Origin of the sequence: Streptomyces sp. NPDC048338 (assembly GCF_043201055.1) — a bacterium.
Lineage (GTDB): Bacteria > Actinomycetota > Actinomycetes > Streptomycetales > Streptomycetaceae > Streptomyces.
Genome location: NZ_JBICYQ010000004.1, coordinates 588,585 through 613,799 on the forward strand (window position 1 = coordinate 588,585; position 25,215 = coordinate 613,799).

Genomic DNA, 25,215 nt, shown 5'->3' on the forward strand with positions numbered 1-25,215 from the left:
TGGTCATGGCCCGTAGCCCCCGCCGGGATCTCCTGGCCGGGCTCACCGTGGCGATCGTCGCCCTTCCCCTCGCCCTCGGATTCGGTGTCTCCTCCGGCCTGGGCGCCGAGGCGGGGCTGGCCACCGCCGTCGTCGCGGGCGCGCTCGCCGCGCTGTTCGGCGGATCGAACCTCCAGGTTTCCGGCCCGACCGGTGCGATGACCGTGGTCCTGGTGCCGATCGTTGCCCAGTACGGGCCCGGCGGCGTCCTCACCGTCGGCCTGATGGCCGGGGTGCTGCTGGTCGGTCTCGCCCTTCTGCGGGCCGGTCAGTACATGCGGTACGTGCCGGCGCCGGTGGTGGAGGGCTTCACCCTGGGGATCGCGTGCGTGATCGGCCTCCAGCAGATACCCAACGCACTCGGGGTCGACAAGCCCGAGGGCGAGAAGGTCCTGCTCGTGGCCTGGCGGGCACTCGTGGAGTTCGTGGCCTTCCCGAACTGGACGGCGATCGGCCTCTCCGTGGGGGTCGCGGTGGTCATGCTGGCCGGAGCGCGGTGGAAGCCGACGATCCCGTTCTCCATCGTCGCGGTGATCGCCGCGACCGTGATCGTGCAGGTCTTCCGCCTTGACGAGGCGGCGCCGATCGGGGACCTGCCCTCCGGGCTCCCCGCCCCGTCCCTGGCCTTCCTCGACGCTTCCGCCTTCGGCTCGCTGCTGGCTCCGGCGGTCGCGGTCGCGGCGCTCGCCGCGCTGGAGTCCCTGCTGTCGGCGACCGTGGCGGACGGGATGACGGTGGGCCAGCAGCACGATCCGGACAAGGAACTGTTCGGGCAGGGCATCGCCAACCTCGCGGCCCCGCTGTTCGGCGGAGTTCCCGCCACCGCCGCCATCGCCCGTACCGCGGTCAACGTCCGTACCGGTGCCTCCTCCCGGCTGGCCGCGCTCACCCACGCCGCGGTGCTCGCGGTGATCGTGTTCGCCGCAGCACCCCTCGTCTCTAAAATCCCCCTCGCCGCCCTGGCCGGCGTGCTGCTGGCCACGGCGATCCGCATGGTGGAGGTCGGCTCGCTGCGCGCGATGGCGAAGGCAACCCGCTCGGATGCCGTCGTCCTCGTCCTGACCGCCGCCGCCACCCTGATCCTCGACCTCGTATACGCGGTGATCATCGGCCTCGTCGTCGCCGGAGCCCTCGCCCTGAAGGCGGTGGCGAGCCAGGCCCGGATGGAGCAGGTCGACTTCCGCCCGGACCTGCCCGGCGAGCACAGCGACGAGGAACACGCCCTGCTCGCGGAGCACATCGTCGCCTACCGCATCGACGGACCCCTCTTCTTCGCCGGCGCCCACCGCTTCCTCCTCGAACTCTCCGAAGTCGCCGACGTGAAGGTCGTCATCCTGCGCATGGCGAGGGTGACCACCCTGGACGCCACCGGCGCCCTCGTCCTCAAGGACGCCGTGGAGAAGCTGAACCGGCGCGGCATCGCCGTGATGACCTCCGGCATCCGGCCCGGCCAGCGCCAAGCCCTGGACGCCGTAGGCGCCCTGGAGCTGCTGCGCCTCAAGGGCCGCGAGTACGCCACCACCCCGGAGGCGATCGCCGGAGCCCACAAGCACCTGGAGCAGGCGGGCCTGCTGCCCCGTACGCACCACCTACCGCACCGCACCCGGAAGGCCGCTCGATGACCGTCCCCGCCGACCGCCGCATGATCGAGGTCTCCGGCACCGAAGCTCTGTGGCTCCTCGAAGGCTCCGCCCAAGGCCGCCTCGTCTACGTCCAGCGCGAGCTGGCCGTCGTCCGCCCCGCCGCACACGTGATGGAGTACGGACGGCTCGTCGTCCGCGCCCCCGTTCAAGCTGCCACGATTCCCGGACGCGCGTTGCTGACCTACCAGGTCGATGAGATCCGAACACCGGCCGGCACCGGCTGGACGGTCAGCGCGCACGGCCCGGCGGATGTCATCGCCGACCCGGATGAGGCCGCCCACTACCGGCGTACCCTGCCTGGCTGGGCGCACGGCCCCCACGACACCCTGCTGCGCCTGCACCCGCAGTCCGTTTCCGGATTCCGCCTGGCCCGCACCGCGACGGAGGCGGGCCGGTGATCGTCCAGGTCGAGACGATGCCCTACCGGCACGTGCTGGACGTGCCCGCCATGGGCTCGGCCGTCCGCATCGCCCGCGAGACCACCGAACTGGTCCTCGTGGAATGCGGGGTGGGCCTTCGCCATCCGAGCGTCGGGCCGGCGCTGCTGATCGTGGCCGAGCTGGTCACCAACGCGGTCCGCCACGCCGCCGTGTCCTCCCCGATGATCACCGTGACCTACGCGCACGGGCCGGGGGCGTTCGCGTTCGCCGTCCACGACCGCCACCCCTACCAGCCCGCCCTGTTCGGGGCGCTCGGCACCGCCCCGGGCAGCGGCCTGGCCATGGTGGTCGAGATGACCATGGAGCTCGGCGGCACCGCTGTCGTACGGGCGGATGCGGACGGTCGCGGCAAGGCCATCTGGATCACCCTTCCCCTGTGAAGCCGAGGAGCTGACGATGACGATCGAATGGCGCTACACGACCAGTCAGGACCTGGGGGTCCTGTCCCTGGCCGGGTATCTCGGCGCGGACGCCACCGACCGGTTCACCGGCGCCATCGGCTGGGCGCTCGCCCGGGGTACCGGCCCGGTCATCCTCGACCTGACCGGTCTGCTGGGCTGGTCGGCCGGCGGGCAGATCGCGGTCGCGCAGGCCGCCCGCCGCCTCGGCGAGAGCGGGCGCCGACTCGAGCTCGCCGCGATACCCGCGGACGGATCTCTCGTCCCGGACGCCACCTGCCCGCCCGTCACCGTCCACTGCGACCTCGCCGCCGCCCTGTCCGCCCACGGCGCCCACGGCACGGTCAAGCAGTGGACCACCGATGACTGGCCCACCTCCCCCGAGGAACCCGCCCTCACCTGAGACCAGCACGACCATTCACGAGAACGACGAAGGACACCTGCACCATGAGCGACATCATCTTCAAGGACTCCAACGGCACCGTCCTGGAGGACGGGGACTCGGTCACCCTGACCAAGGACCTGAAGGTCAAGGGCACCTCCGAGACCCTCAAGCGCGGCACCCTGGTCAAGAACATCCGCCTCACCTCCCGCCCCGGCGAGGTCGAGTGCAACACCAAGAAGGTCAAGGGCCTGGTCTTGAAGACCGAGTTCCTCAAGAAGGCCTGACCGGCGAAGGACCCGCCCTGGGGGTCCGAACGTCACGAAGGTGCCCCGCCCGGGTCCCGTGAGTTGCAGGGATCTGCAATTGTGGAGGTCACAAGGTGTGAAGAGGGGCGAACGGATGCCCCTGCGAAGGAACGGTTCCGGGTGGATGAGATGGGCAGTCAGGACAGAGGTACGAAGGTGAGCACACCGCTGTACCAGCTGAAGGCGGAGTTCTTCAAAACGCTGGGTCACCCGGTCCGCATCCGAGTCCTGGAACTCCTCTCCGTACGCGAGCACGCGGTCGCCGAGATGCTGCCCGAGGTAGGGGTGGAGGCCGCGAGCCTCTCCCAGCAGCTGGCCGTCCTGCGCAAGGCCAACCTGGTGGTCACCCGCCGGGAGGGCTCGAACGTGTACTACACGCTCACCCACCCCCAGATCGCCGAACTCCTGCGGGTCGCCCGCGGCATCCTCTCCGGCGTCCTGGAGGGCCAGGCCGAACTTCTGGCCGACCTCAAGGCCAGCCGCCACGCTTGAGCGGTGCCCCACGGTGCCGGCCCTGCGGGGCCCGCACCCCACATACTGCGGCCGTCTTCCGTTAGTGCGGGTTCAACGCGCTTCTGACACCGGAAGACGGCCGCTCCCTCTTGTGTTCTGCACCGACGGCTCGGCCACGGATACCGCTGGCCCCGAGGGTGGCCCGCATTCAGCTGTGCGGGCTCGACGGACGAACCGAGACGGAACCTTCAACCGCCCTGCCGTCCGTGGATCCCGCCGGGCGCCGCTTCAGCCCTGGTCTCATTTCTGGGCGTGTTGGCCCAGGTAGAACAGCAGCCAGATGAACCCGGCGAACACGTGCGTGCCGAAGATGTAGAAGAAGGCGCGCAGGGCGACGCCCTTCTCTTTCCATTTCTCCTGGTCCGCCGCCGTGTTCTTCTCGGGCGGGTTATCCGTCATGATGCGTCTTCCTTCCCAGTGTCCGGCTCCTGGAGCAGGTCGGTGCACGGGCGGACGAGAACCTGCATGCCGTGCTCGCCGGCGTACTTGATGACGGCCGCGACTTCCCCGGCCTCGACTGTGCGGACGTCCTGCTTGGGGCCGGTGCTGAGGTAGGTGATCTCGTACATCGGGACGGCCCGTTGGGTGATGTTGGTCAAGGTGTGCCTTCCGGCAGGATGAAGCGGACGACGATCGTCTTGCCGCGCCCTCCGGAGGAGGGCTCGATGCGGACGTCGCCGCCGAACGCACGCGCAAGGTCAGCCACCGCGCGTAGCCCCTGCCCGGAGGTCCGGCTGGCATCGGCCAGCGTTGACGGGCGCGAGTCCAGGTCCCCGACGGATACCACGAGCAAGTGCTCGGTCATGTGGAGGGTGACCTCCGCATCCGGGGAGTGCTGGGCGTGCCGGATGGCGTTGGTCACCAGCTCGCTGACCACCAGGAGCACGGCCCCGAAGAGCGTGGAGGAGCTATCCAGGCCAAAGAGGACCAGGGCGCGTTCGCTGCGCTCGCGCACGGCTCGTACGGAACCCGGCGCCAGCGGCACCGTCCACACGTGCTTGCGCCCCTCGACGGCCTGCTGCCCGCCGGGGTGCCGGCCCGTCACCGACGCCTCAGACCGGCCGGTGACACTGTCCGGTTCACCGGCTGTCCCCAGCGTCGGTGGCGACGCCGTGATCGTGGGCCACGCGCAATGCGTCCTCCAGCTCCTCCGCGGCCTGCGCCTCCTCGAAGGCGTCGTCAGCCTCCTGTGCAGCCTGCAGACGAGCCCGCGCCACACGGACCCGTTCCAGCGCCGCTTCCTTGAACCCGGCCACACCGCGACCCCCGTCCATCGTATCGAGAATTCGTAAATTGCATAACTCTGCAAGTCTACCGGGTGTGGGTCCGTCAGGAGGTTCATGGTGAGTGGTGAGGCCGGCTACCCGATCTCACCTGCCCCGGCTGGTCAGGGAACCTTACGTACCCGCTGGCTGGTCAGCTCGTAGCGGGCGCCGGCCACGGCCAGGCGGCCGTCCGCGACTCGGGCGGCGAGGTCCGGCTCGTCGGCAAGGTGTGCCCGGACCCGGCGCACGTTCTCGGTGACCGCCGCGTCGATCCGGGCCTTGCCTTGAAGCCGGTGGTCGATCGCCGGTCGGATCCGGTCCGCCAGATAGCGGATGTGTGCCGGGAGCTCGCCACCGGCCTCGGCGTGCACGGCCGAGGCGACCGCCCCGCAGCCCTGATGGCCCAGGACGACGATCAGCGGGACGCCGAGCTCCAGCACGCCGTAGGCGATGCTGCCCAGGACCGCTTCGTCCAGGACTTCGCCCGCCGATCGCACGGTGAGCAGATCACCTAGCCCCTGGTCGAAGACCAGTTCCGGCGGCACACGCGAGTCCACGCACCCCAGGACCACCGCGAATGGGTGCTGCCCGTCCACCAGCGCCCGGCGCACATCCCCGGCGCGGTCCGGATGGCTCTCGTGGAACGTTCGCCACCGGCGGTTCCCCGCCTCCAGCTCACTCCACGCACGCCCCGGCCCCAAGGGTCGCGGCCTGCCGCCGGCTGCCGCCTGGGTCCGCGGGCCTGAGGCGGCTGACGACCCGCACACCAGGCCAGCCGCTAGCGCCGCCGCCCCGCTCAACCTCACACGCACCAGTCGGCGACGTGCGACGACCACCTCGGACCCGCAGTCACGATCGACACTCATTTCCGGACAAACTAGACCCCGCTCGCGCCTGGACGCCCGGCTCCAGCCCGGCCTTGAGCAAGATTTGGTCCGCTCCGCTGCAGGGTCTCGGACGGCGATCTCCCCTTGACCTTGTTACGCCCGAGGGGCGAGCCGGTACGTCGGTGCCTGGTCAGGCGAGGGACCGTGCCGGGGTCTTGATGAGCTGGAAGGCAATGAATCCGCGCTGTCGGCTCAGTTTCTCGTACGGGACCGGGTGCTGGTGGGGCGTTGAGGCGGCGGATTAGTGTTCGACGAGGCGGTCATAGCGAGGCCGGCTGCGGAGAACTCGGTCACCCACGCTTTGAGGGGCTGGCGGCAGTAGCGGTGCTCAGATCACTGCCCGACGCCCGCAGATTGGCAGCAGCCCGGCAGGTGAGAAGGAGCACCGCAATCGGCGCAGGTGCTGCCGGTCACCTGCCCTCGATGGCAGGCCGACCGGATCTGGCGTGCGGGAACCCGTCCTGTCACGGCTCCTGGTCGGCGGAAGCCGCGTTCATGATGACGGCTCGGGTGGCGTGGGCGAGGGTGGCCTGTGCGCGTGCGGTGAGCCCGTGACGGTTCCAGTGGAAGATCACGTGGTGGGCGAGGATGTCGCGGGGGCCGCGTTGCAGGATGCCGCTCTGGGCAGCGTTGCTGATGGCCTGCCCGGCAGTCGTGAACGCGGCGAGCCACGGGGCGGCGGCTTCCATCGTGCCGCCGGGGCCGGTCAGGGTGCGGGTGTCGAGGGACAGCAGCCTCCGCAGTCCGCCGCCCATGCCGCTCAGGTGGTCGGGGGTGATGTCCTCGGGCAGGGGCCTCACCCGGGCCACCCGGTCCCACACGTCGCCCTGTTCGTACCAGTCCAGCCCGGCAGATCGGAACAGGGCGGTGCACAGCAGCATCGACATCTCGCGCCGTCCCAACCCCTGGGGCTGGTGGGTGCGGGCGAGGAAGTAGCGGCTGTCGGCGTGGAGGAGGCCGTGGGCGGTGGCGATGCCGTCCGGGCCGCCGAAGGCGAGGACTTCCGGCTCGTAGACGGTCGGCCACCAGCGGATGATCTCTGCGGACTGGACGAGCGCCCCGAGCAGTTGGGAGGTGGCGAGGTGGAGTTGGGCGGGGTCGGCGCCCCGTGTGGGCAACAGCCGAAGCCGCCAGCATGGCGCCTTGCGGATGTACCACCACGCGGCCAGGAGTCCGCTGTCCTCCAGCGTTCGCAGGAGGGGGGCGAGGTGGGTTGCGGCGGCGTCTTCGGCGCGGTCGAAGTCGGCGAACTCGATGCGGACCTGGTGCCAGTCGCGGCGGGCGGCCTGCTCGGCGAGGACGGCTTGCCCGGCTGCCCGGTAGAGGGTGACGGCGTCGCCGAGTTCTTCGGCGTCGATGCCCGCACGGGCGGCGGTGGCGGCGAGGGACTGCCCGGACAGGACGGCGAGGACGGCGTGTTCAGTGCTCTGGGGGGCGTGCGGGGCGTTCATCAGGGGTGGTTCCTCTCCGCGGAAGGTGACGGGAAGCACGCGGCCGGCGCGTGTGCTCTGGAGCAGCTGGGCCGGTGCGGGGGTCAGGTGATGAGGAGGCAGGCGTCCCAGCCGGAGGCGGGCGGCCGGTCGTAGAGGGCGGTGGCCTGGGCGAGGGCCTGTCCGGCGGCGCCTTCGAGGAACCCGGTGTCCTCGGGCGCGTGCTGGCCGGTGAACGTGTCCGCCAGGCGGCGCACGGCGACGGCAAGGCCCGGGGTGCGGGCGTCGCGGGCTGCCCGCCACACGGTCTGGAACAGTCCCGCCGCGCCGTGGCACACGCCAGCGTCGGTGACCTTGGCGAGCTGGCGGGGGTCGGCGAGGCAGGCGAGCAGCGCGTGCTCGGCGGCCTCCTGGCGGCGGGTGTCGGCGGTGGCGATGGCGGCGAGCTGGAGGGCGCGGGCGATGCCGGGGGTGCCGTAGCACCACGACGGCCGCCACGGCCCGGTCGCGTTCGGGCGTCCCGCCGCCGCCTCTTTGCGGGTGATCGTCTCCGGCCACCAGGGGCCGCTCGCACCGTCCTGGCGCCACTGGTCGAACCAGGCGGTGATGGTGGCGATGGCCTCGCGCTGCCCGTCCACGGCGACGCCCCGGCGTTGGGCCTGGGCGAGGAGGGCAAGGGGGCCGGTGATGCCGTGGGCCATGCCGAAGTTGCCGTGTCCGCCCGGGGTGTAGAAGCGGTGCGGGTCGTGGGCGCACCACCAGCCCGGCAACGTCTCCTCGTGCACGGTCAGTGGCCGGGTGAGGGCGACGAGGTAGGTGAGGACTGCGGCGAGGGCGTCGCTGCCGGGGGTGTGGTGCAGCAGGTGCACGCCGATGCCGGTCAGGCCGTGCAGCAGGTCGTACTCGGCGAACGCGGGCAGCTCGCCGCGCCGGATGCGGGCGTGGGCGGCTTCGGTACGACGGTGCGCGAGGGCGGCGGTGGCCGCATCGAGCCGGTCCCGGGCGGTGCGGTAGCGGTCGTGGCCGTCGGCTGCGGCCGTGTGCAGGACGAACGCCAGGCCGGGGGCGCCGTAGCTGAGGCAGGCGGTGTCGGCTGCGGTCACCTCCGCGCGGGTCGCCTCCGTCAGCCATGCTCCGACCTGCTCCCACGTACCGGCCCCGGTCAGGGCGCGTTCGATGTGCCACAGGGCGACCCCGGCCGCACCAGCCACGAGGGACTGCCCGAGCGCGGTGTCCCCGGCCGGGTCGGGGGCGGCCAGACGCGGGCCGAAGCGAGTCTCGAGGACGGTGGCGGCGTTCACCGGAGGGCCTTGCGCAGGTGGGTGTGCGGGAGGGCGGCGGTGCGGGCGAGGCGATGGGTGACCCGCTCGGCGTCCGGGCCGCCTCCCAGGGCGCGAACGTGGTGGAGGTGGAGGAGGGAGCGGAGCACGGTCATCGGTTCCCGCTGCTCGGCGAGGGTGTTCCGGTAGGCGGCGAGTGCGTCGGCGCGGGCCGCCCACGCCCCGGCCACGGCAGCGGCGTCCGGGTCGTCGCGCCAGGCGGCGCCAGGGGCGGTGAGGGCACGCACGTGCCGGATGAGGGCGGCATCGACGGGTCCGCTCTCGCGCGGCAGGGCTGCGACGAGCCACGCCCAGCCGTCGGCCGGGCAGGGCGCGAACGCGGTGGCGAGGTCGGCGAGCGAAGCGGCGGTAACCGCTTGGGCCGGAAGGCCGGTACGGGCCGCGTACGCGATCTGGGCGAGCGTGGCCCCGCTGTCGGCGGCGAACACCCGCTCGGCGGCCTCGCGGGCCGCCCCGTGCCCGTAACGGCCGTCCTGCGGCCGGTAGGCAACCAGGTCCAGGCGGGAGGCGAGACGGAGGCCTCGCAGCTCGTCGGCCCAGGTACCGAGCCGTTCGGCGGCCTGAGCCCAAGCGGCGGCGCCGTCCAGGTGGAGGTTGAGTACCAGGGGGCGGTCGCGGTAGGGGTGGGAGGCGTCGTGGTGGCGGGTGAACCACCAGCCCGGCGCCGGGCTCCATCCGTCGAGCAGACGGGGCAGGTGCTCGGTCAGGATCTCGTCCTGCCGGGCGGGGTGCCCGTGCAGGTGCGCGCACACCATGCGGGACACCCCAGGCATCTGCGGTACGGCCGCCGGGACGGCGGGCCCGGCGGGGGCGGGGGTGGGGGCGGTGGCGTGCAGGACGGTCAGGAACTCGTGGGCGCGGCCCGTGAACCCGCCCGCGGAAGGTGAGGTGGAGCCTGGGGCCGGCGAAGGTGCTTCACGCACTTCCACCTCCCCGGCCCGATCCAGGCGGGCCCGGAGGAGTTCGCGGTGGAGTGGCAGGTCCAGATCGAGGGGCAGCCGCAACTCGGTCTCGGCCAGGACCACGTGCGCCGGTACGCGCTGCCGGTCCCGCCACGAGGCGAATGCCTCCTCCCACGCAGTGCGGGCGGCGGCCGGGCCGGGTAAGGCGCTTGCGGCCAGTAGCCAGCGTGCCGGGGCCAGGACGGTCCGGCCGTGCCGGAGCCGGGGCAGGAACGGGAGGCGGGAGGCGGCGCCCCAGTCGGGCAGCCGCCAGACGGTACGGCGGGCGCCTGCGACTTCGGCGAGGAACCGGGCCAGCGGCGACGTCTGCACGTGCGGCTCCAGGGCGTGCAGCACGCGGGGCTCAATGACTTGTCCGGTGGAGGAGCGGATCAGGTACAGGTGGCGGGCGTCGCAGGTGACGGCGAGATCATCGAGCGGGATGCTGCCGGGCCCGGGTTCGGGCCAGCCGAGGGAGATCGTGTACTCCAGCAGGCGCGGGGTCCGGATGACGTTGGAGCTCCGCCGTCTGCGGGCCGGGAAGACGAGCTGGGCAGGCAGCGGCCCGGCCGGGCCCGCCAGGGCGGCGGCCAGCGCGGCGGCATCCTGCTCGGGCAGGAGGTCGGCGAACCGTCCGGCCATGGACGATGAGGGCCGGGCCGCTGAGGTCAGCCACAGCTCGAACCGGCCCCGCCGTACGGCGTCCGCATCGTCGGCGTAGAGCTGGAAGGCAAGCTCCGCCGAGGGCGGCGGCACCAGCTCGTCGGCGTCGACCACGGCCAGCGAGGCGAGGAGGGGTTCGGTGAGGGCCACCTCGCGGGCCCCGTCGAGGGCGGCCTGCTGGGCGAGCGCGAGGAACGCTTCGTCACGGGCGGACAGCATCCGGGCCGGGGCCGGGCGGTCAGACCCCAGGAACCCGGGCGGGAATCCGAGTCCCCCGTCACCAACCAACTCCACGACGGGCACGGCAGAACCGGCCCCGTACGTCTGACGGAATCGCTGGTGGAAGTCACGCCAGGCCGGATTCCCGAACGGGTACGGCGAGAGCCGGGCCAGCACCGACGCCGCCGACTCGGCCTCGGACAGCACGCCGGCGGGAATGGTGACCTGGGCGTCGAGGACCGTGTCCGGCCAGGCCGGCGAGGTGCTGCCGGTCACCTCCGCGGCGGGGGACAGGAGCGGACCGGGCGTGACGGTGGGGTCGGTGAGGGTACGGAGCTGGGCGAGCGGGTCGGTCGCCGTGGCCGTGGCATCCAGGACGGACAGCAGCACGCCATGCTCCAAGAGCTGGACGAGGAGGCCGTGGATGCTCTCGTTGTCGGCGTGCGGGTAGTCGGCGGCGACGGCCCGGGCGACGTCTGGGAACGAGGCAGGGGCGGTGGCGGCGGCCAGGGCGGTACGGACGGGCCCGGTGGCCGCCACGGACACCTCCAACGGGGCGAGGCCGTCGGCGGGCGTACGGCCGGGCCCCACGATCCGGCCTCCCCGGGCACACGCGGCCGGGTTCGCCACGATGAGCAGGCGTTCGCGGATGCCAGCGTGTGCGGAGAGCTGGTCGGTCACGGCGCCCAGCCAGGCGGCGTCCGGCCGCAGGACGGCCCGGTGCCCGCTACCCCACAGGGCCTGCGGGGTGGGCCCGGTGCGTGCGGGCGCGACTCCGGCGAAGTGCCCGAACGGGGTGGCCCGTCCCTGCCAGCGCAGCAGGTAGGCGGCGGTGGAATGCACCAGCCGCCGGACCTCCTTCCCGGACGGCACGGGAGCGGTGAGCACGGCCGTGGTCTGCGCGGCCAGGACGGGGCTTGCGGCCTCCAGCGCGTGCCGGGCCTGGGGATGCTCCCTGACGGCCGCCAGCCAGGCCCGGCCGCGTTCGGGCCCGCCGGGCCCGGACAGGTCCACGTCGGACGCGGGAACCCCTGTGCCGGGGTGCGTGGTGGCCCGCACCATCAGGGCCTGCGTGTGCCGGTACAGCCGTGCTCCGCGCCCCATAACTCTTCGCCCCCTGGCAGCTGTCGTGGTGTGGTCGTGGTGCCGCCGGGCACACACGTGTGCCCGGCGGCGGGGATGGTGCAGGTGACGGGGAGCACGGCGGCCGGCCACCCTGCTCCGCCTCACCTTCGCGGCGGTCCGGTCAGGAGGGGTCGTTGACGGACGACGCGCACGCGGTGGAGCCGTTGGAGCAGGTCGAGCCGCAGCCGTCGTCGGTACTGCGCAGGAGGCTCGCGACGGGCGCCCCGGCCTCGACCACGCGCACGTCCAGGTTGAATTCGCCGCTCAGGCCGGTCGTTGCCGTGGCGATCTGCTTGGTCATGATCACTTCTCCTTGTTCGCGGTGGTGCTCTGGTTGGCCTGGTCCTCGCGGGGCCAGGAGATGACGATGCGGCGGTGCCGCTTGGTGATGACCCGTCCGGCGGGCAGCTCGGCCTCGGGGGTCGTGGCGGGGTAGGCGTAGATCACCGGCTCGCTGCGGCGGTGGTCGCGGTCCCAGAGGCGGATCTCCTCCACCAGGGCCTGGGCCACGGCCTTGGCGTCGGGGCCGTAGCCGTGCGCCCCGAACTCGGCCCGGTCGCCGTTGCGTCGGATGGTCATGTAGGCGAGGGAAGCCCCGTCGAGGAGGGACAGGCAGGCCGACTTGTTCTGCGGGGCGACGAGACCGGTGTCCAGGTCCCCGTCCACGGACATGAGGCAGAAGCCGTCCAGGGCGGTCGCCAGCCACATCTGCAGGCCGGTGAACGGCTCGCTCGTGGCCACGGTGACCCCGGACCAGATTTCGGCCCGCTCGGTGTCGAACACACCGTTCAGGGCCTCCGGGTCCTCGGGCCAGCCCTCGTCGAAGCGCAGGGCGATCTCCCTGCCCCGCAGCAGGAGCAGGCGTTCCTGGTGTTCTCCGGCGCCCTGCATCGTGACGAAGCCGCACATCTGGGCGGACCGGGAGACGAGCCGGTCGCCGTCGAGGTCGAAAGCAACCGACCGGCTCAGGCCCCGCATCCGCAGCGGGACGACGAGGCGCCCGCCGTCGCTCAGCTGGTCGGTCCAGGCGGGCGGGATGTCCCAGGCCCCGGCGGTGACGATCAGCCGGTCGAGGGCTCCGGTGTTCGGGATACCGCCCTCAGCATCGACGGTGTGGACCTTGACCCGGGCGTAGCCGTTCTCGTCCAGGAGCTTGCGGGCCCGCGCGGTGACGTCGGCGTCGATGTCGACGGTGGTGACCACCCCGTCGTCGCCGACGAGTTCGGCCATGAGCGAGGCGTTGCAGCCGCCCGATCCGACTTCGGCCACGTCCTGACCGGGCTTCAGCTCGGCCTGCTCCAGCATCATGGCTTGAATGCGCGGCGCCGATACCGAGCTGACGGTGATGCCGTGCTGGTCCTTCTTGGTGGGGACCGCCGACTCCACCTCGTACGCGTTCTCGGGCGTAGCTTCGGGCGCGAACCGGTGACGGGCGACGGTCAGGAACGCAGCCTCGACCCGCTCGCTCGTGATCATTCCGGCCTTGACCATGTTGCTGGTCATCGCCTGACGCAGCGCGGTCGCGTTGTCATCCGTCGTCGTGTCGGTCAACGTCTCTTCCTTCTTGTCGGTCTGCGTGGCGGGTCACGCCACGGCCGCCCCGGGAGCCCGTGGCGGGGGTTCAGCTCACACCACCGTCCTTACCGGGGTGTGGTGTTGGTGGGGACGCGCCCGGCGGAGGTAAGCGGGAGCGTGTGCCGGCGAGGCGCTGTGGAGCACCTGCCGCGGGTTCAGGTGGTGGCGAGTTCGGCGAGGAATTCGGCGTTCGCCTTGACGTCGTGGCCGAGGACCACGTTGTGGCGGGGCAGGTCGGCGAGGCGGGTGGCCATGAGTTCGCGGGCGACCCGGCTGGCCTCGCAGGTGGGGGCGAGGCCGAAGACGTCGGGGTAGCGGTCCTCGGTGGCCCCCGTGAAGAAGTCGCCCTCGCCCAAGGCCCGGCCCCCGCCGAGGACGGCCGGGGCGGCGTCGGGGTCGATACGCGGGAAGACGATCTTGGCGGCGGTGCCCTCCGTGGCCAGGGTCAGCCCGAGCCAGGTCACCAGTTGGTCCGGGAAGAACTGCGGCTTGAGCTCCTTGCCGGAAGAGGAGCGAATGGGCAGGCGACGGCCGTCCAGAAGGGCGCGGGTGACGGACTCGTGCTGGGTGGGGTGGAGCTGTTCCCCGGACAGGACGCGGGCGCGTACGTCGTCGTAGAGACCGATGGCGTCGAGGAAGCCGAGACCGATCGCGGCGGCCGACGGCCACGGCAGCACGGCGACCCCGCCGTCTTCGTTGGGGCGGACGAACACGCGGTCGTTGGCCAGCAACTGCCATCCGGCGCGGGCCAGGAGGAACCCGACGGTGGACTTCCCCGCGCCCTTCTCGCCGAGGGCCAGCACGGTACGCCCGTCGCGGACGGCGGCGGAGGCGTGCAGGATGCGCCAGCCGTCCGCGAGGAGCCTGGAGCGCACGACCTCGCGGGCAAGGCGGGCGGCGGCGAGCGCGACGGGCACCTCGTCGCAGCCGACGATCCGCAGCAGGCCGGGCTCGTACCGGTAGGCCAGGCGCTCGCCCGGCTGGACGGCGGCCACGACTCCGCCCTTGCCCCGGGCGTAGAGCATGGGCTCGTTGGCGTACAGGCACTCCTGGTGCGGGCCCTCGCCGATCTGCTGGGCGAGGGCGGCGACCTTGACGGCCTCGACGTCGGCGGCCACGACCGGACCGGCGTGCGGGGCGACGGCGTCCACGGCGTTCCACCACGGGCCGAAGTAGCGCATGGACCAGTCGGTGATCACCGCCGTACTGCTGGTCACCGTGACGTGGGCTTGGGCGGCGCTGATGCGGGTCGCGAGGGTCATCGGGCTCCTTCGAGGTGGTGGGAGATCGTCTTGCACGCGAGGTGGATCTTGTGGTCGGCGGCGCCGAGGAGACGCCGTTCGGCCGGGTCCAGGCGGGGCAGGCGGACGGCCGGGCGTCCGGCGGTGAAGTGGACGGGCAGCCCGAGCTGGGCGCCCTGGTGGTCGACGGACAGCTCGACCGGCCCGTCCTTAAGGCCCAGGGCATGGGTGAGGGCGTGGAGCACAGCGCCGGCCGGACCGCAGCGGCCCCGGCCGATCCCGGCGTTGATGCGGCGCGGGCGGGCGCCAAGCTCGGCCCGTACGGCCCGGACAGGGACACGAACGTGGTGGCCGTCGACGCGGGTGGTGGAGGTGCACAGAACGGCGGCGTCGCCGTGCTCACCGATCACATGCCCGCTCACGCTCTCGACGGGGACGGCAAGTTCGGCGGCCAGCGCGAGGCGGTAGCGGGCGGTGTCGGTGGCTGAGCCGACCCCGTACACCCGGGCCGCGCCGGAGGCTCGGGCGAACAGCCACGTCAAAGGGTCGACGGGGTTGGTGACGACCACGGCCGTCCCCTCGTACCCGGTCAGGGAGCGGGCCAGGGCGGCGATCAGCGGCGCGTTGGCCTCCAGACCGGCCATCCGGACGTCGGCGGTCGCGGTGTTGGTGAACTTCGCCCGGGGGGCGACGACCACGGCCGCGCAGTCGCGCATGTCGGCGGGTTGGGCAGTCTGGGCCCGGACGGGCGAGCCGACGATCTGGGCCATGTCCTGGAGGTCGGTGACCAGAGCGGCGGCCGAGCGGTCGCTGCCGGAGGCGATCAGGATTTCCTCGCACCATCCGGCGGCCACGAGGAGGGCTGAGACGGTCTGGCCGACAGCTCCGGCTCCGATGACCCCGACGGGGCCGGTGCGCGGGCTCATCGTCCGGCCGCCGTTGCCGCGTGATCCAGGGCCAGGCGCCACACGGTGCGGCCGTCCATCGACACGGCCGCAAGGAGAGCGGAGACCCGGTCGAGGAGCGTGCACACGACGGGGGCCTGGGCGATCAGCGTGCGGGCCGACTCCGGCAGGGGCAGGCCGGTGGGAGCTGTCAGGTAGGTGGTGAAGATGTTGACGGTGTCCATCAGCCACAGGACGACCAACTGCCTCAGCCACGCCGCCCGCTCCGCAGGGGTCAGCCGGTAGGTGGCCAGGTCGGTGAACTGGCCGATGCCCTGGAGGACTGCGGTGGCGCCGGGCCCGGCTGGGGGCTGGACGATGAGCCCGAGGACCATGCGGGAGACGAGCTTGGCGACGTCGGACGCCGGGTGGCCCAAGGCCAGGCCCGGGTCGATGAACGTCGGCCGCCTCTCCGGCCCGTCCGGGAAGACGACGTGCTCCGGCTTCAAGTCGCCGTAGACGATCCCGATGCCGTAGGTGCCGGACAGCCGCATCTTCCGCAGCCGTGCCACGACGGCCCCCAGTACCAGCGCAGACGGCCCGGTCAGGGACACGTACGTGTCCCCGGAGATCCCGTTGAACTTGCGGGCGAACGTGCCGTGGACGGACCGCTCACGGATCGCAGCGCCCCCCACCAGCGCGGCCACCGCAGGCTTCTGGAGCGCGCCCAGCTCCTCCGCCACACCCGCCAAAACGTCGAACGTGCGGTGCGGGTCCTTCGCCAGGATCTCGCCGAGCGTCACACCGTCCACGGGTTCGGTGAACAGGACCCCGCCGGCCAGTCCGGCCACCGTCGCCGTCCCGAGTCCGGCTCCGGCCAGTGCCCCGTACTGGGCGGCCTCCCGCTCCAGCAGCGCGCCGGGCGACGATAAGTACGCGGCCTGTTTGGCCCTCACCTCCGCCCAGTCCCCGTGCGTGCCGCGCAGCACCGACGCCAGCGACACCCCCAGCAGGGACACCTTCGCGAACAGCGGCCGTCCGGCGGCCTCGACCCGGCGGACATACCCGGTCACCGACGGGATGTGCGGGCCGACCACCACCGGGCCGTCCGGCCACAGGGCGGCGGCGGCCTGGGCGATCCGCTCGTCCGCGTAGGCGAAGACGTTGTCCGGGCTGACGGTGGTGTTCACGGTGGGCTCCTCGATGACGGTCGAAGGTGGTGTGGAGCAGGTGCGCCGGCGAAGGTGCTGTGGAGCACCTGCCGCGGGTGGAGGGCCCCGGCCATGGCCGCCAAGGCCAGGCCACGGCCGGGGCCGGTCAGGCGGCCCGCCGTCTGGCGGGCGAGTGGTTGTCGGCCGCGTACCGGGCCAGGTGCTGGGCGAGCTTGGCCAGCAGCCTCAGCGAGGCGACCGGGTCCCCGCCCCGCGTGGCGGCCATGTTGCGGGCGTGGTGGACCGTGGCGAGAGCTATGTCGCGGCCCCGGCCGTCCGGCATCCAGTCGGCGAACTCCTGCGCGGGCCCGGCCAGGTTGGTGATGTGCTGCCGCAGCCGCTCCCGGATCTGCGCGGCGGCCGTGCCGTGGGGGGCGTGGTCGGCGAGCGCGAGCGCGGTGTCGATGTCGCAGGCGACGTCCACGGAAGAGGTGACCGGCGGTACCTGGGCCGGCGGTGCGATGCCGGCCCTGGGCCGGGCGGGGAGGATCGGTGCGCTCGTGCGGGACATCTCCAAAGCTCCTGTTCACGGCTGATCCGGATGAGAGCAGCACCGAGAAGGCCGCCGGGCGGCCGGTTCCTCGGGCATGACGACTATTCAACTCACGGTGATCGGGCAGGGGTACCGTGTCGGCGAGGGCAAGCGGTATATCGGGTATACGGGCAGGTGCTTCATGGCCACACGCACACCGAACGACCGTCTCCGCGATCTGATCGCGGAGTCCGGCTTAACGTACGAGGCCGTCGCGAAGGCGGTCCGGTCCGTCGCGGCCGAGTGCGGGATGGCTCTGCGGACGAACAAGTCGGCCGTGGACCACTGGGCGCAGGGCGCCCGACCACAGCCCGACACGGCCCGCTATCTGGCCGTCGCGCTCTCCCGCCGCCTGGGCCGGCTCCTGACCCCCGTGGAGTTGGGCCTCGCCGACGCCGACCCGGACGGCGGCCATGACAGCATCGGTCTTACGCTGGGGGGCGATCCGATCGACTCCCTGATCCCGATGTGGAGGGCCGAGTTGGACCGCAGACGCTTCCTGTCGGCCTCCGCCTACTCGGTGGCCGCCGCAGCCCTGCCCCTGGCGTACGTACGCGACATCGCGGAGAGGACCGCAGCCGCCCGCACCGGTCAGGTCATCGGGATGGCCGAGGTCAACGCCGTGCGCGACATGATCGGCATGTTCTCCGAAATGGACGAACGCCATGGCGGCCAGCACGGCCGCTCCGCCCTGGTGACCTACCTCCGCGACGACGTCGCGCCGCTGTGCCGGGGCCGGTTCCGCACGGACGAGATCCGCGCCCAGATGCTGTCCGCCGCGAGCCGGGGCGTCCATTTGCTGGGCTGGAAGTCCTACGACGCCGGACAGCAGGGCCTTGCCCAGCGCTACTACCTCCAGTCCTACGGGCTCGCCGTAGAGTCCGGACTGCCCGGCCACGACGGGTTCGTGATGCGGACCATGGCCATGCAGGGGCTCAAGCTGCACCGTCCCGAGCACTGCCAGGGCCTCGCCGAGACCGGCCTCACCCGGGCCAAGGGCCGCGTGGGCTCCCAGACCGAAGCCCTCTTCCGCGTCGTCCACGCCCACACCCTGGCCAAGACCGGGCTGTCGGCCGCCGCTCTCGCCGAAGTCGGCCGAGCCCGCGCCCTGCTGGAACAGGGCAGCCAGCGGGGCGACGAGGTGCCGTTCTGGGGCCTGGCGTGGGGGCCTGTGGCGCCGTCGGTGTTCTCCCGGACGGCGAAGGTCTTCGAAACCCTCGGGGACCACCGGGCCGCCGCCGCCGAGTACCTGCACGCCGCCGCCACAAGGCCCGCCGGAACCTACGCCCGGATCGTGGCCCTGGACCTGGTCGCGGGGGCGGAGCTCCACCTCAAGCGCGGCCGGATCGAGCAGGCGTGCGCCACGTTCGGGCAGGCCATGGACCACATGGAAGGCGTTCGCTCCGTGCGGACCCGCAAGGCCGTCAAGACCATGCGGGCCGACCTCGCACCCTTCCGGGCACGGGGGCTTCGCTGCGCGGCCGAGCTGGACGAGCGGGCCGTGTCGTTCCTCGCCACCGCGTAGGAGGTGACCGGGAGCACGCGGGCCGGCGGAGGTGACGCCGGTCCTGGGGTGGAGCGGTGCTGTCGTACGAGACATCTCCCTGGCTCCTGTTCGCGGTGGTCCGTGCAGGGCGAAGCGCCGGCGTGGGACCGGGATTCCGGACAGGTTCCGGGCCGATCGCGTTGGGCGTTACGGCTATTGAACTCACGGTGATCGGGTGGGGGTACCGTGGGCGGCGGGGCACCTTGTTCAATCTGTTCAAGATCGCTGCCGGGAGTGCGAGTTGGCGGAGAGCCGTAGTCCGAACACCGCGCTGGCAGACGTCATCGCCGAGGCCGGATGTACCTACGAGGTCCTGGCCAGGGACGTCCGTGCGGTGGCCGCCGAGTCCGGGGTGACGCTGCATACCTCCCGCTCGGCCGTTCACTCCTGGGTCATGGGCGGTACACCAAGCGGTGAGACCCGCTCGTACATCGCCGAAGCCCTCACCAGAAGGATGAAGCGGAAGGTCACGCCCACAGAGATCGGTCTAGGCTGCGCAGGCACCGGCGAGGCCCTGGGGGCCGATCCACTGGCCAACGCCACCGACCTCGGGAGATTCGTGATGCTCCGACGCAGGAACTTCCTCAACGCCGCGTTCGCGACGGCCGCCGTCGCCCTGCCTCTCGGCTACGACCACCAGGCCGTCGCCGCGACCCTCCGGGCAGCCGAACGCGGCGGCGCCGTCGGCACCGAGGAAGTCGCCACCGTACGGGAGCTCACCGAGACGTTCCGGAGCATGGACGAACGCCTGGGTGGCGGCCACGGCCTGACGATGGTGACCGCCTACCTCACCGACACCGTGGTCCCCATGCTGGAGGGCCGCTTCCCCTCGGAGCCGGTACGGCGCAGCGCGTTCGGGGCGGCGACTTTGGCGTGCCTGGTGGGCTGGAAGCACCACGACTTGGGCCGCGAGGGCGCCGCCCAGCGCTACTACCTCCTCGGCTTCCAGTTGGCCTGCGAGTCAGACCCGTACGGGCATGCCGCGTGGATGATGCGGGCTCTGACCCACCAGGCCCTCGACCTCGGTCACCCGCAGGCGTGCATCGGCCTGGCGGAGGAGGCGCTGCGGCGTGCGACGGGCAAGGTCGACCGGCAGACTGAGGCCCTACTGCTGGTCACCTGCGCCAGGGCGTACGGGGCTGATGGGCAGAGCGGGAAGGCGGCGGCGGCCCTGCTGTCGGCCGAGGACGCGATGCTCACCGCAGGTGACCCGGTGCCTGTCTACGCCGCCGCGTCGGGTCCGGTCGCGGCCACCGTTGCTTCGCACACCGGCAAGACCCTGACCGAGATGCGCGAACACCGGGCTGCCGAGAAGCACTACCGGGCGGCGCTCAAGGGACGGACGCCGGGGACCTATCAGCGGGTTCACGGCCTGACCATGGTCAACATCGGGCGGTCGGTCGCTGCGCAGCAGCGGCACGAGGAGGCCGTGGCCGTGTGGGGTCGGTCGCTGGACTTCATGGATGGCCTGGTCTCGGACCGGACCGTGAAGGAGATCAGGGCGATCCAGTCCACGGCTGCCAGCTACCGCAAGCGCCAAATCCCCGGAGCCGGGGCCTTGCACGAACGCGCCGTCGACCTGCTGCGAGCCCAGGCATGAACCGCGCCCGGACCGGTTCGCCGACGGTCGGCGTCGTGATCATCACCATGGGAGACCGGGAGGCTGAACTCCGTGCTCTCCTTGAGTCGGTGGCAGCTCAGGAAGGCGAGCCCGCCACGGTCGTCGTGCTCGGGCAGGGAGCGAAGCTCCCTGCTCTGCCGGACCCGGTGGCGGCCGTCGAACTGCCGGAGAACCTGGGAATCCCCGGCGGCCGGAACGCCGGGGTGCGGTGGCTGCGCGAACACGGCGGCGCCGACATCGTCCTCGTCCTCGACGACGACGGCCTCCTCCCTCGAACCGACACCCTCCACCTGGTCCGGGAGGCGTTCACGGCGAATCCGAAGCTGGGGATCGTGGGCTTCCGCATCGCCGACGAGAACGGCGTCTCCCAGCGCAGGCACGTCCCCCGCCTCGGGGGCGCCGACCCGCTCATCTCTGGGCCGGTCACAACGTTCCTGGGCGGCGCCCACACCATCCGCATGGGCGTCATCGACCAGGTCGGTGACTTCCCTGACAAGTTCTTCTACGCACATGAGGAGACCGACTTCGCCTGGCGGGCCCTGGATGCCGGGTGGGAGATCGACTACCGGGCCGACCTGGTCCTGACCCACCCCCGGACCCCGGCTTCCCGGCATGCGGTCTACTACCGCAACACCGGCCGCAACCGGGTCTGGCTCGCGAAGCGGCACCTGCCTGCCATCCTCGTCCCGGTCTACCTCGCCACCTGGGCGGCGTACACGCTTGCCCAACGGCCCCCACTGTCCGGACTGAGGTCGTGGTGGGCCGGGTTCTTCGAGGGGGTGCGGGTGCCGTGCCCGCCACGGCGTCCGATGCGGTGGCGGACCGTGTGGCGCATGACCCGACTCGGCCGACCACCGGTGATCTGACCTTCCCCGGTTTCTGATCTGTGAGGTGACGGGGAGCATGGCGCTGGCCGCGTGCACCCCGTCATCTCACCGCGAAGGTCAGCTGTCGCCAGGGGCTTCGGTGTCGTTGGGGCGGCCCGCGTCGTGTTCGCCCTCGCCCGTGTCAAGCAGGAACTTCGCGAATCCCTCGACGCCTACGGCCTCACGGCGGCGGTCGGGGTGAACCGGATTTACCCGACCCAGCCGACAGCGATCGCTGCTTTCCACGCCTGGCAACGGGCCGGCAACCATGATCCCGGCCCATGACGAGAGAACGGAGCCATGGCTTCTTCACGCGAGAGCTTGGCTGCGGCGCCTGTGCGCGGGTGAAGCCAGGACGATGTCCGGCGGCCCCGGATCTGGGGACCAGATCTGGGGACCAGTGCCGAGTACACGCATCTGGGCAATGGAGTAAGGAGGTCCGAACGCCATGGCGGACGGCTGGTCAGCCGGTATGCCACGCGGCCGCTGGGCTGCCTACTGGCTGCGCATCGGCTTCCAACGCGACGTTCCGGCCACCCTCTGTGCGTCGATGGGCAGGGTGCGCTGGACCGGCCCGATAGGGACGCTCAGGCCGGACAACTCGATCTCGCAGGTCGGATGGTCCTGCTGGAGTCGGTCGGGTGCTTGGCCGCGAGCAACTTGCGGACGCAGTCGGTGTCATCAGGGGCATTCATCCAGCGTCCGGCAGCGCGTGTCACTGCTCGGCCCTAAGCTCGCAAGGCAGGAGAAGGGGGAGTTCGTGCGCGATCGCATGCTCACAGCCGACGTACCACTCGGACCGTTCGAAGGCGCCAAGATCACTGTGCACTCGGCGAAGGGCAAGAACGCCAGACTGCATACGCGCAGAGAGTGTGGTCAGCTCCGGACGCCCCATGTGGCCACGATCGAGGTCCCGTTGAACGGGAACGTGGTGGACAGGTTCTGTTCGGGCTGTGCGGACTGGGGTCCGACGTCGCGGCCGACATCGGGGCTGGGCATCTTCATGAGGGCGCTCGGCGGATCGGGACTGCTCCATCAGCTGCAGGCCTATGCGGAGCCGGATGAGGACATGCACTGGACCCAGGGCGAGGTGCAGGCTGCGGCCGAGCTTGCGGTGGCCGCCTTCCGCCGCGGCGCTGGCACTGCTCAGGGCCGGGTAGGCGCTCGACCCGGGGCCGACTCGTCCGTGCGCCGGCCGCGGGCGGAGTGTTCGAGTTCGACAGTGGTCTCCGGCGGCTGCCGGAGCGTGTTGTGGACGGTGCAGTGCGAGGCGACAGCGAGGAGGCCGGCGCGCCGCTCCTCGGGCAGCTCCGGAGGCGGGGTGACCACGACGCGCACCGCGCCCACGCGGGCGGGCGGGCCGGCGGCCATCGCGAACTCCGCCCGTACGCCCAGGCCCGCCCGAGGCAGGCCATGGCGCAGCAGGTAGCGCCCCGCGTAGAAGGCGACGCACGTGGCCAGGGAGGCGGCGAACAGTTCAGTCGGCGTGGGTGCGGTGTCCGTCCCGCCCGCTCCCAGGGGCTGGTCCACGCGAAGCCGGTGTCCGCGCACGTCGACCGCGTACACGTCACCCTCGACATGGGTGACGTCGAGCCGTTGCAGGTCCTCCGACGGCCGTGCCGCTGTGGTGTCCGTCATGGCGGGGCCTCCGTTTCGGGTGGGCTACTGCCACTCTGATCGGCCGGCGGTCCTCGGGCATGGGCCTTTCGGGCCCTTCCGGGGACCTCTCGGCCTCTGAGGGCCGACTCGGCGAGTTCGGAGCACTCCGGGTCAGCCTCGCAGGCGCCGGATGCGAGATCGGCCGGATCGACTCGTCGGCGTCCGGCGGCCCGCTGTGGGGCTGCCAGACGCCACGCCTCATCACGAAAGGTGATCAGGCGCCGGCGACCCGAGTCAGGCTGAGCCAGCCGCCCGGCACACCGGCGTCGTCGACGTCATGGAGGCCCTGCGCGCGTTCGTCGAGCGGACCCGCACACCGACGAAAGGGCCCGCGCCTCCGGGACACGTGCGTGAGCAACCGAGAAGAAGCATGCAGCGAAGACGCGCGTCACCGGCTCTTCCGGAACCTCCCGTTCCCAGTCTTTCGGTCGCTCACGAAGGCCGGGTCGGCGAGAGTCCGGCCCCGCTGCTCCGGATCGATGCGGTGCGCGGCACAAGAGGCGGGCGATGGCAGCCATGACGACTGACACTGCAGAAGTGGTACTCGTTGCCTGACCGCGGTCATCCGGTGGTTTCCAGGGTGCTGAGGGCGGCGTCGAGACGGCGGGTGGCCTCCTCGGCGACGGGCTGGAGGGCGGGCAGGCCGGTGAGAGTGACCATGACGCCGGGGTCCAGGGCCTGGACGGCGGTGCGTTCGCCGTCGGTGCGAACCACGACGTTGCAGGGCAGGAGGAGGCCGATGGTGCGGTCGGCATCCAGGGCCTGGCGGGCGAGCGGCGGGTTGCAGGCACCGAGGATCAGGTAGTCCTCCATGTCGTGCCCGAGCTTGGCCTTCAGGGTGGCGGTGACGTCGATCTCAGTAAGGATGCCGAAGCCCTGCACGGCAAGGGCCTCGCGGACTGCGGAAACGGTCGTGGTGAAGTCGGCATCGAGGTGGACGGTCCGGTCGTAGCGCATGGCGTCATCCCTGTCCGGGGTGTGTGGCGGGCGGCGGGTAGCCGTCCGGTGCGAGCGGGTTCCCTAGGCCGCCAAAAATACCCCCAGGGGTACCCGTGCTAGGCTCGAAATATACCCCCGGGGGTAAATGCCAGCCGAAAGGAGCAACCACGTGTTCTTCATCGACACCATCGAGACCGAGGGCCTGGGAAACCGCAGCTACCTGGCGGGCGGCGCGGACACCGCAGTGGTGGTGGACCCTCCCCGCGACATCGACCGTGTCCTGGCGGCGGCTGCCGCGCGGGGCGTGCGCATCTCGCACGTGGTGGAGACCCATGTCCACAACGACTACGTCACCGGCGGCCTGGACCTGGCCCGCATCACCGGCGCCGCCTACCTCGTGCCCGCTGCCGCCCGCGTCTCCTTCGCCCGCACACCGGTCGCCGACGGCAACACGGTGAGTGTGGACGAGGGCATCACCCTGCGGGCGATGGCCACACCCGGACACACCCCGCACCACACCTCCTACGTCCTGGACGAACGGGGGACGGCGGCCGCGGTGTTCACCGGCGGGTCGCTGCTGATCGGCTCGGTCGGTCGCCCTGACCTGGTCGAGCCGAGGCTGACCGAACAGCTGGCCCGCGCCCAGCACGCATCCGCGCACCGGCTGGCCGCCGAGCTCCCCGACGAGACGCCGGTGCTGCCCACCCACGGGTTCGGCAGCTTCTGCTCCTCCTCCCAGTCCGAGGGCGACGCCACCACGATCGGCAAGGAGAAGGAGGGCAACGACGCCCTGGTCAAGGACGTCGACTCCTTCGTCGCCGCCCTGCTGGCAGGCCTGGAGGACGTGCCCGCCTACTACGCCCACATGGGCCCGGCCAACTCCGAAGGCCCCACCCCGGTGGACCTGACCGCACCCCCGCTGGCCGACGCCGCCGACATCGCCGAGCGCCTGGCCGCCGGGGAGTGGGTGGTGGACCTGCGCAACCGGATCGCTTTCGCCGAAGGCCACATCGCCGGCTCGTTCAACTTCGAGGCGGAAGGCAAGATCGCCACCTACCTGGCCTGGATGATCCCCTGGGGCAAGCCCGTCACCCTCCTCGCGGAGTCACCCGCCCAGCTCGCCGCCGCCCGGCGCGAACTGGTCCGCGTCGGCATCGACCGCCCGGCCGCGGCCGCCACCGGCACCGTCCGCGACTGGGTACCCGACGGCCACGCCCTGCGCTCCTTTCCCCGAGCCACCTTCGCCGACCTCGCCGCCCAGGACCCCCGCCCGGATGTGGTCCTCGATGTGCGGCGGGACTCCGAACGCGCCACGGGCTGGATCGAAGGCTCCGTACACATCCCGATCCACCACCTCCACCGCCGCCTGGCCGACGTACCGGCCGGGACGGTGTGGGTGCACTGCGCGGGCGGAATGCGCGCGGGCATCGCCGCCTCCCTGCTGGATGCCGCAGGCCGCGACGTCGTCGCCGTCGACGACTCCTTCGACGCCACAACCGACGCCGGGCTGCCCCTCACCACCGGCACCGGCAGCTGAACCGCTGCCCC

Annotated in this window: 27 protein-coding genes; 10 read left to right on the plus strand and 17 right to left on the minus strand. The window is 71.9% G+C overall.

Annotated features, from left to right (window positions below; all coding sequences use genetic code 11):
- The first annotated feature begins 5 nt into the window (after positions 1 to 5).
- The 6 genes from ACGFZF_RS13095 (at position 6) to ACGFZF_RS13120 (ending at position 3,702) form a co-directional block, all read left to right on the plus strand.
- Positions 6 to 1,661 carry a SulP family inorganic anion transporter gene (locus ACGFZF_RS13095; protein WP_266445582.1) on the plus strand — a complete coding sequence of 552 codons (1,656 nt, stop codon included), beginning with the start codon at positions 6 to 8 and terminating at the stop codon, positions 1,659 to 1,661.
- Positions 1,658 to 2,080 (plus strand): pyridoxamine 5'-phosphate oxidase family protein, encoded by a 423-nt coding sequence (locus ACGFZF_RS13100; protein WP_033221501.1) that lies wholly within the window; start codon positions 1,658 to 1,660, stop codon positions 2,078 to 2,080. Before ACGFZF_RS13095 ends, ACGFZF_RS13100 begins: the two co-directional genes overlap by 4 nt.
- A gap of 17 nt (positions 2,081 to 2,097) precedes the next feature.
- The gene (locus ACGFZF_RS13105) at positions 2,098 to 2,502 is read left to right on the plus strand and encodes an ATP-binding protein (protein ID WP_033221651.1); all 405 of its coding nucleotides are present in this window, start codon (positions 2,098 to 2,100) and stop codon (positions 2,500 to 2,502) included.
- Between the two features lie 16 nt (positions 2,503 to 2,518).
- Positions 2,519 to 2,923 (plus strand): STAS domain-containing protein, encoded by a 405-nt coding sequence (locus ACGFZF_RS13110; RefSeq protein WP_266444641.1) that lies wholly within the window; start codon positions 2,519 to 2,521, stop codon positions 2,921 to 2,923.
- A gap of 44 nt (positions 2,924 to 2,967) precedes the next feature.
- The gene (locus ACGFZF_RS13115) at positions 2,968 to 3,189 is read left to right on the plus strand and encodes an alkylphosphonate utilization protein (RefSeq protein ID WP_030648694.1); all 222 of its coding nucleotides are present in this window, start codon (positions 2,968 to 2,970) and stop codon (positions 3,187 to 3,189) included.
- Between the two features lie 177 nt (positions 3,190 to 3,366).
- Positions 3,367 to 3,702: a helix-turn-helix transcriptional regulator gene (locus ACGFZF_RS13120; RefSeq protein ID WP_266444646.1), complete on the plus strand. Its 336-nt coding sequence runs from the start codon at positions 3,367 to 3,369 to the stop codon at positions 3,700 to 3,702.
- Between the two features lie 261 nt (positions 3,703 to 3,963).
- Here ACGFZF_RS13120 and ACGFZF_RS13125 read toward each other — a convergent pair whose 3' ends face one another.
- The 14 genes from ACGFZF_RS13125 to ACGFZF_RS13190 all read right to left on the minus strand — a co-directional run bounded on the left by ACGFZF_RS13125 (position 3,964) and on the right by ACGFZF_RS13190 (position 17,015).
- Positions 3,964 to 4,122 (minus strand): DUF6126 family protein, encoded by a 159-nt coding sequence (locus ACGFZF_RS13125; protein ID WP_167745551.1) that lies wholly within the window; start codon positions 4,120 to 4,122, stop codon positions 3,964 to 3,966.
- Entirely contained in the window at positions 4,119 to 4,322 is a 204-nt protein-coding gene (locus ACGFZF_RS13130) for a hypothetical protein (RefSeq protein WP_033221495.1), read from the minus strand. Before ACGFZF_RS13130 ends, ACGFZF_RS13125 begins: the two co-directional genes overlap by 4 nt.
- On the minus strand, positions 4,319 to 4,768 hold the full coding sequence (locus tag ACGFZF_RS13135) for an ATP-binding protein (RefSeq protein ID WP_371593889.1): 450 nt from the start codon (positions 4,766 to 4,768) through the stop codon (positions 4,319 to 4,321). Before ACGFZF_RS13135 ends, ACGFZF_RS13130 begins: the two co-directional genes overlap by 4 nt.
- Positions 4,769 to 4,802: 34 nt before the next feature.
- On the minus strand, positions 4,803 to 4,997 hold the full coding sequence (locus tag ACGFZF_RS13140) for a hypothetical protein (RefSeq protein WP_033221493.1): 195 nt from the start codon (positions 4,995 to 4,997) through the stop codon (positions 4,803 to 4,805).
- A 113-nt stretch (positions 4,998 to 5,110) separates the two neighbouring features.
- Entirely contained in the window at positions 5,111 to 5,854 is a 744-nt protein-coding gene (locus ACGFZF_RS13145; RefSeq protein WP_371593890.1) for a carbonic anhydrase, read from the minus strand.
- 485 nt (positions 5,855 to 6,339) lie between these two features.
- Positions 6,340 to 7,326 carry a thiopeptide-type bacteriocin biosynthesis protein gene (locus ACGFZF_RS13150; protein ID WP_266444655.1) on the minus strand — a complete coding sequence of 329 codons (987 nt, stop codon included), beginning with the start codon at positions 7,324 to 7,326 and terminating at the stop codon, positions 6,340 to 6,342.
- 83 nt (positions 7,327 to 7,409) lie between these two features.
- Positions 7,410 to 8,606: a lanthionine synthetase C family protein gene (locus ACGFZF_RS13155; RefSeq protein ID WP_371593891.1), complete on the minus strand. Its 1,197-nt coding sequence runs from the start codon at positions 8,604 to 8,606 to the stop codon at positions 7,410 to 7,412.
- Entirely contained in the window at positions 8,603 to 11,572 is a 2,970-nt protein-coding gene (locus ACGFZF_RS13160) for a lantibiotic dehydratase (RefSeq protein ID WP_371593892.1), read from the minus strand. The genes ACGFZF_RS13155 and ACGFZF_RS13160 overlap by 4 nt, the downstream gene beginning before the upstream one ends.
- A gap of 142 nt (positions 11,573 to 11,714) precedes the next feature.
- A complete protein-coding gene (locus ACGFZF_RS13165) occupies positions 11,715 to 11,894 on the minus strand; it encodes an FxLD family lanthipeptide (RefSeq protein WP_252310324.1) in 180 nt (59 codons plus the stop codon).
- 2 nt (positions 11,895 to 11,896) lie between these two features.
- On the minus strand, positions 11,897 to 13,144 hold the full coding sequence (fxlM, locus tag ACGFZF_RS13170; RefSeq protein WP_266354040.1) for a methyltransferase, FxLD system: 1,248 nt from the start codon (positions 13,142 to 13,144) through the stop codon (positions 11,897 to 11,899).
- 179 nt (positions 13,145 to 13,323) lie between these two features.
- Positions 13,324 to 14,430 (minus strand): hypothetical protein, encoded by a 1,107-nt coding sequence (locus ACGFZF_RS13175; RefSeq protein ID WP_266354041.1) that lies wholly within the window; start codon positions 14,428 to 14,430, stop codon positions 13,324 to 13,326.
- Positions 14,427 to 15,335 (minus strand): NAD(P)-binding domain-containing protein, encoded by a 909-nt coding sequence (locus ACGFZF_RS13180; protein WP_266354042.1) that lies wholly within the window; start codon positions 15,333 to 15,335, stop codon positions 14,427 to 14,429. Before ACGFZF_RS13180 ends, ACGFZF_RS13175 begins: the two co-directional genes overlap by 4 nt.
- Complete coding sequence (locus tag ACGFZF_RS13185) at positions 15,332 to 16,483, minus strand: hypothetical protein (RefSeq protein ID WP_371593893.1); 1,152 nt, start codon at positions 16,481 to 16,483, stop codon at positions 15,332 to 15,334. The genes ACGFZF_RS13180 and ACGFZF_RS13185 overlap by 4 nt, the downstream gene beginning before the upstream one ends.
- Before the next feature lie 127 nt (positions 16,484 to 16,610).
- On the minus strand, positions 16,611 to 17,015 hold the full coding sequence (locus tag ACGFZF_RS13190; protein ID WP_033221483.1) for a hypothetical protein: 405 nt from the start codon (positions 17,013 to 17,015) through the stop codon (positions 16,611 to 16,613).
- Between the two features lie 163 nt (positions 17,016 to 17,178).
- Between ACGFZF_RS13190 and ACGFZF_RS13195 the strand changes: the two genes are divergently transcribed.
- The 3 genes from ACGFZF_RS13195 to ACGFZF_RS13205 all read left to right on the plus strand — a co-directional run bounded on the left by ACGFZF_RS13195 (position 17,179) and on the right by ACGFZF_RS13205 (position 21,069).
- Entirely contained in the window at positions 17,179 to 18,561 is a 1,383-nt protein-coding gene (locus ACGFZF_RS13195; RefSeq protein ID WP_371593894.1) for a hypothetical protein, read from the plus strand.
- Between the two features lie 262 nt (positions 18,562 to 18,823).
- Entirely contained in the window at positions 18,824 to 20,182 is a 1,359-nt protein-coding gene (locus ACGFZF_RS13200) for a tetratricopeptide repeat protein (protein ID WP_393553699.1), read from the plus strand.
- Entirely contained in the window at positions 20,179 to 21,069 is an 891-nt protein-coding gene (locus tag ACGFZF_RS13205; protein ID WP_371593896.1) for a glycosyltransferase family 2 protein, read from the plus strand. The genes ACGFZF_RS13200 and ACGFZF_RS13205 overlap by 4 nt, the downstream gene beginning before the upstream one ends.
- Before the next feature lie 876 nt (positions 21,070 to 21,945).
- On the opposite strand, the gene ACGFZF_RS13210 is transcribed toward ACGFZF_RS13205, so the two are convergent.
- From ACGFZF_RS13210 to ACGFZF_RS13220, 3 genes are all read right to left on the minus strand, one after another.
- The gene (locus ACGFZF_RS13210; RefSeq protein WP_327265466.1) at positions 21,946 to 22,068 is read right to left on the minus strand and encodes a hypothetical protein; all 123 of its coding nucleotides are present in this window, start codon (positions 22,066 to 22,068) and stop codon (positions 21,946 to 21,948) included.
- Positions 22,069 to 22,215: 147 nt separating this feature from the next.
- Complete coding sequence (locus ACGFZF_RS13215; RefSeq protein ID WP_266444682.1) at positions 22,216 to 22,707, minus strand: OsmC family protein; 492 nt, start codon at positions 22,705 to 22,707, stop codon at positions 22,216 to 22,218.
- Positions 22,708 to 23,289: 582 nt separating this feature from the next.
- On the minus strand, positions 23,290 to 23,685 hold the full coding sequence (locus ACGFZF_RS13220) for a DUF302 domain-containing protein (RefSeq protein ID WP_266444684.1): 396 nt from the start codon (positions 23,683 to 23,685) through the stop codon (positions 23,290 to 23,292).
- A 151-nt stretch (positions 23,686 to 23,836) separates the two neighbouring features.
- On the opposite strand from ACGFZF_RS13220, the gene ACGFZF_RS13225 reads away from it, so the two are divergent.
- The gene (locus tag ACGFZF_RS13225) at positions 23,837 to 25,204 is read left to right on the plus strand and encodes a rhodanese-like domain-containing protein (RefSeq protein ID WP_266444687.1); all 1,368 of its coding nucleotides are present in this window, start codon (positions 23,837 to 23,839) and stop codon (positions 25,202 to 25,204) included.
- Positions 25,205 to 25,215: the final 11 nt, after the last annotated feature.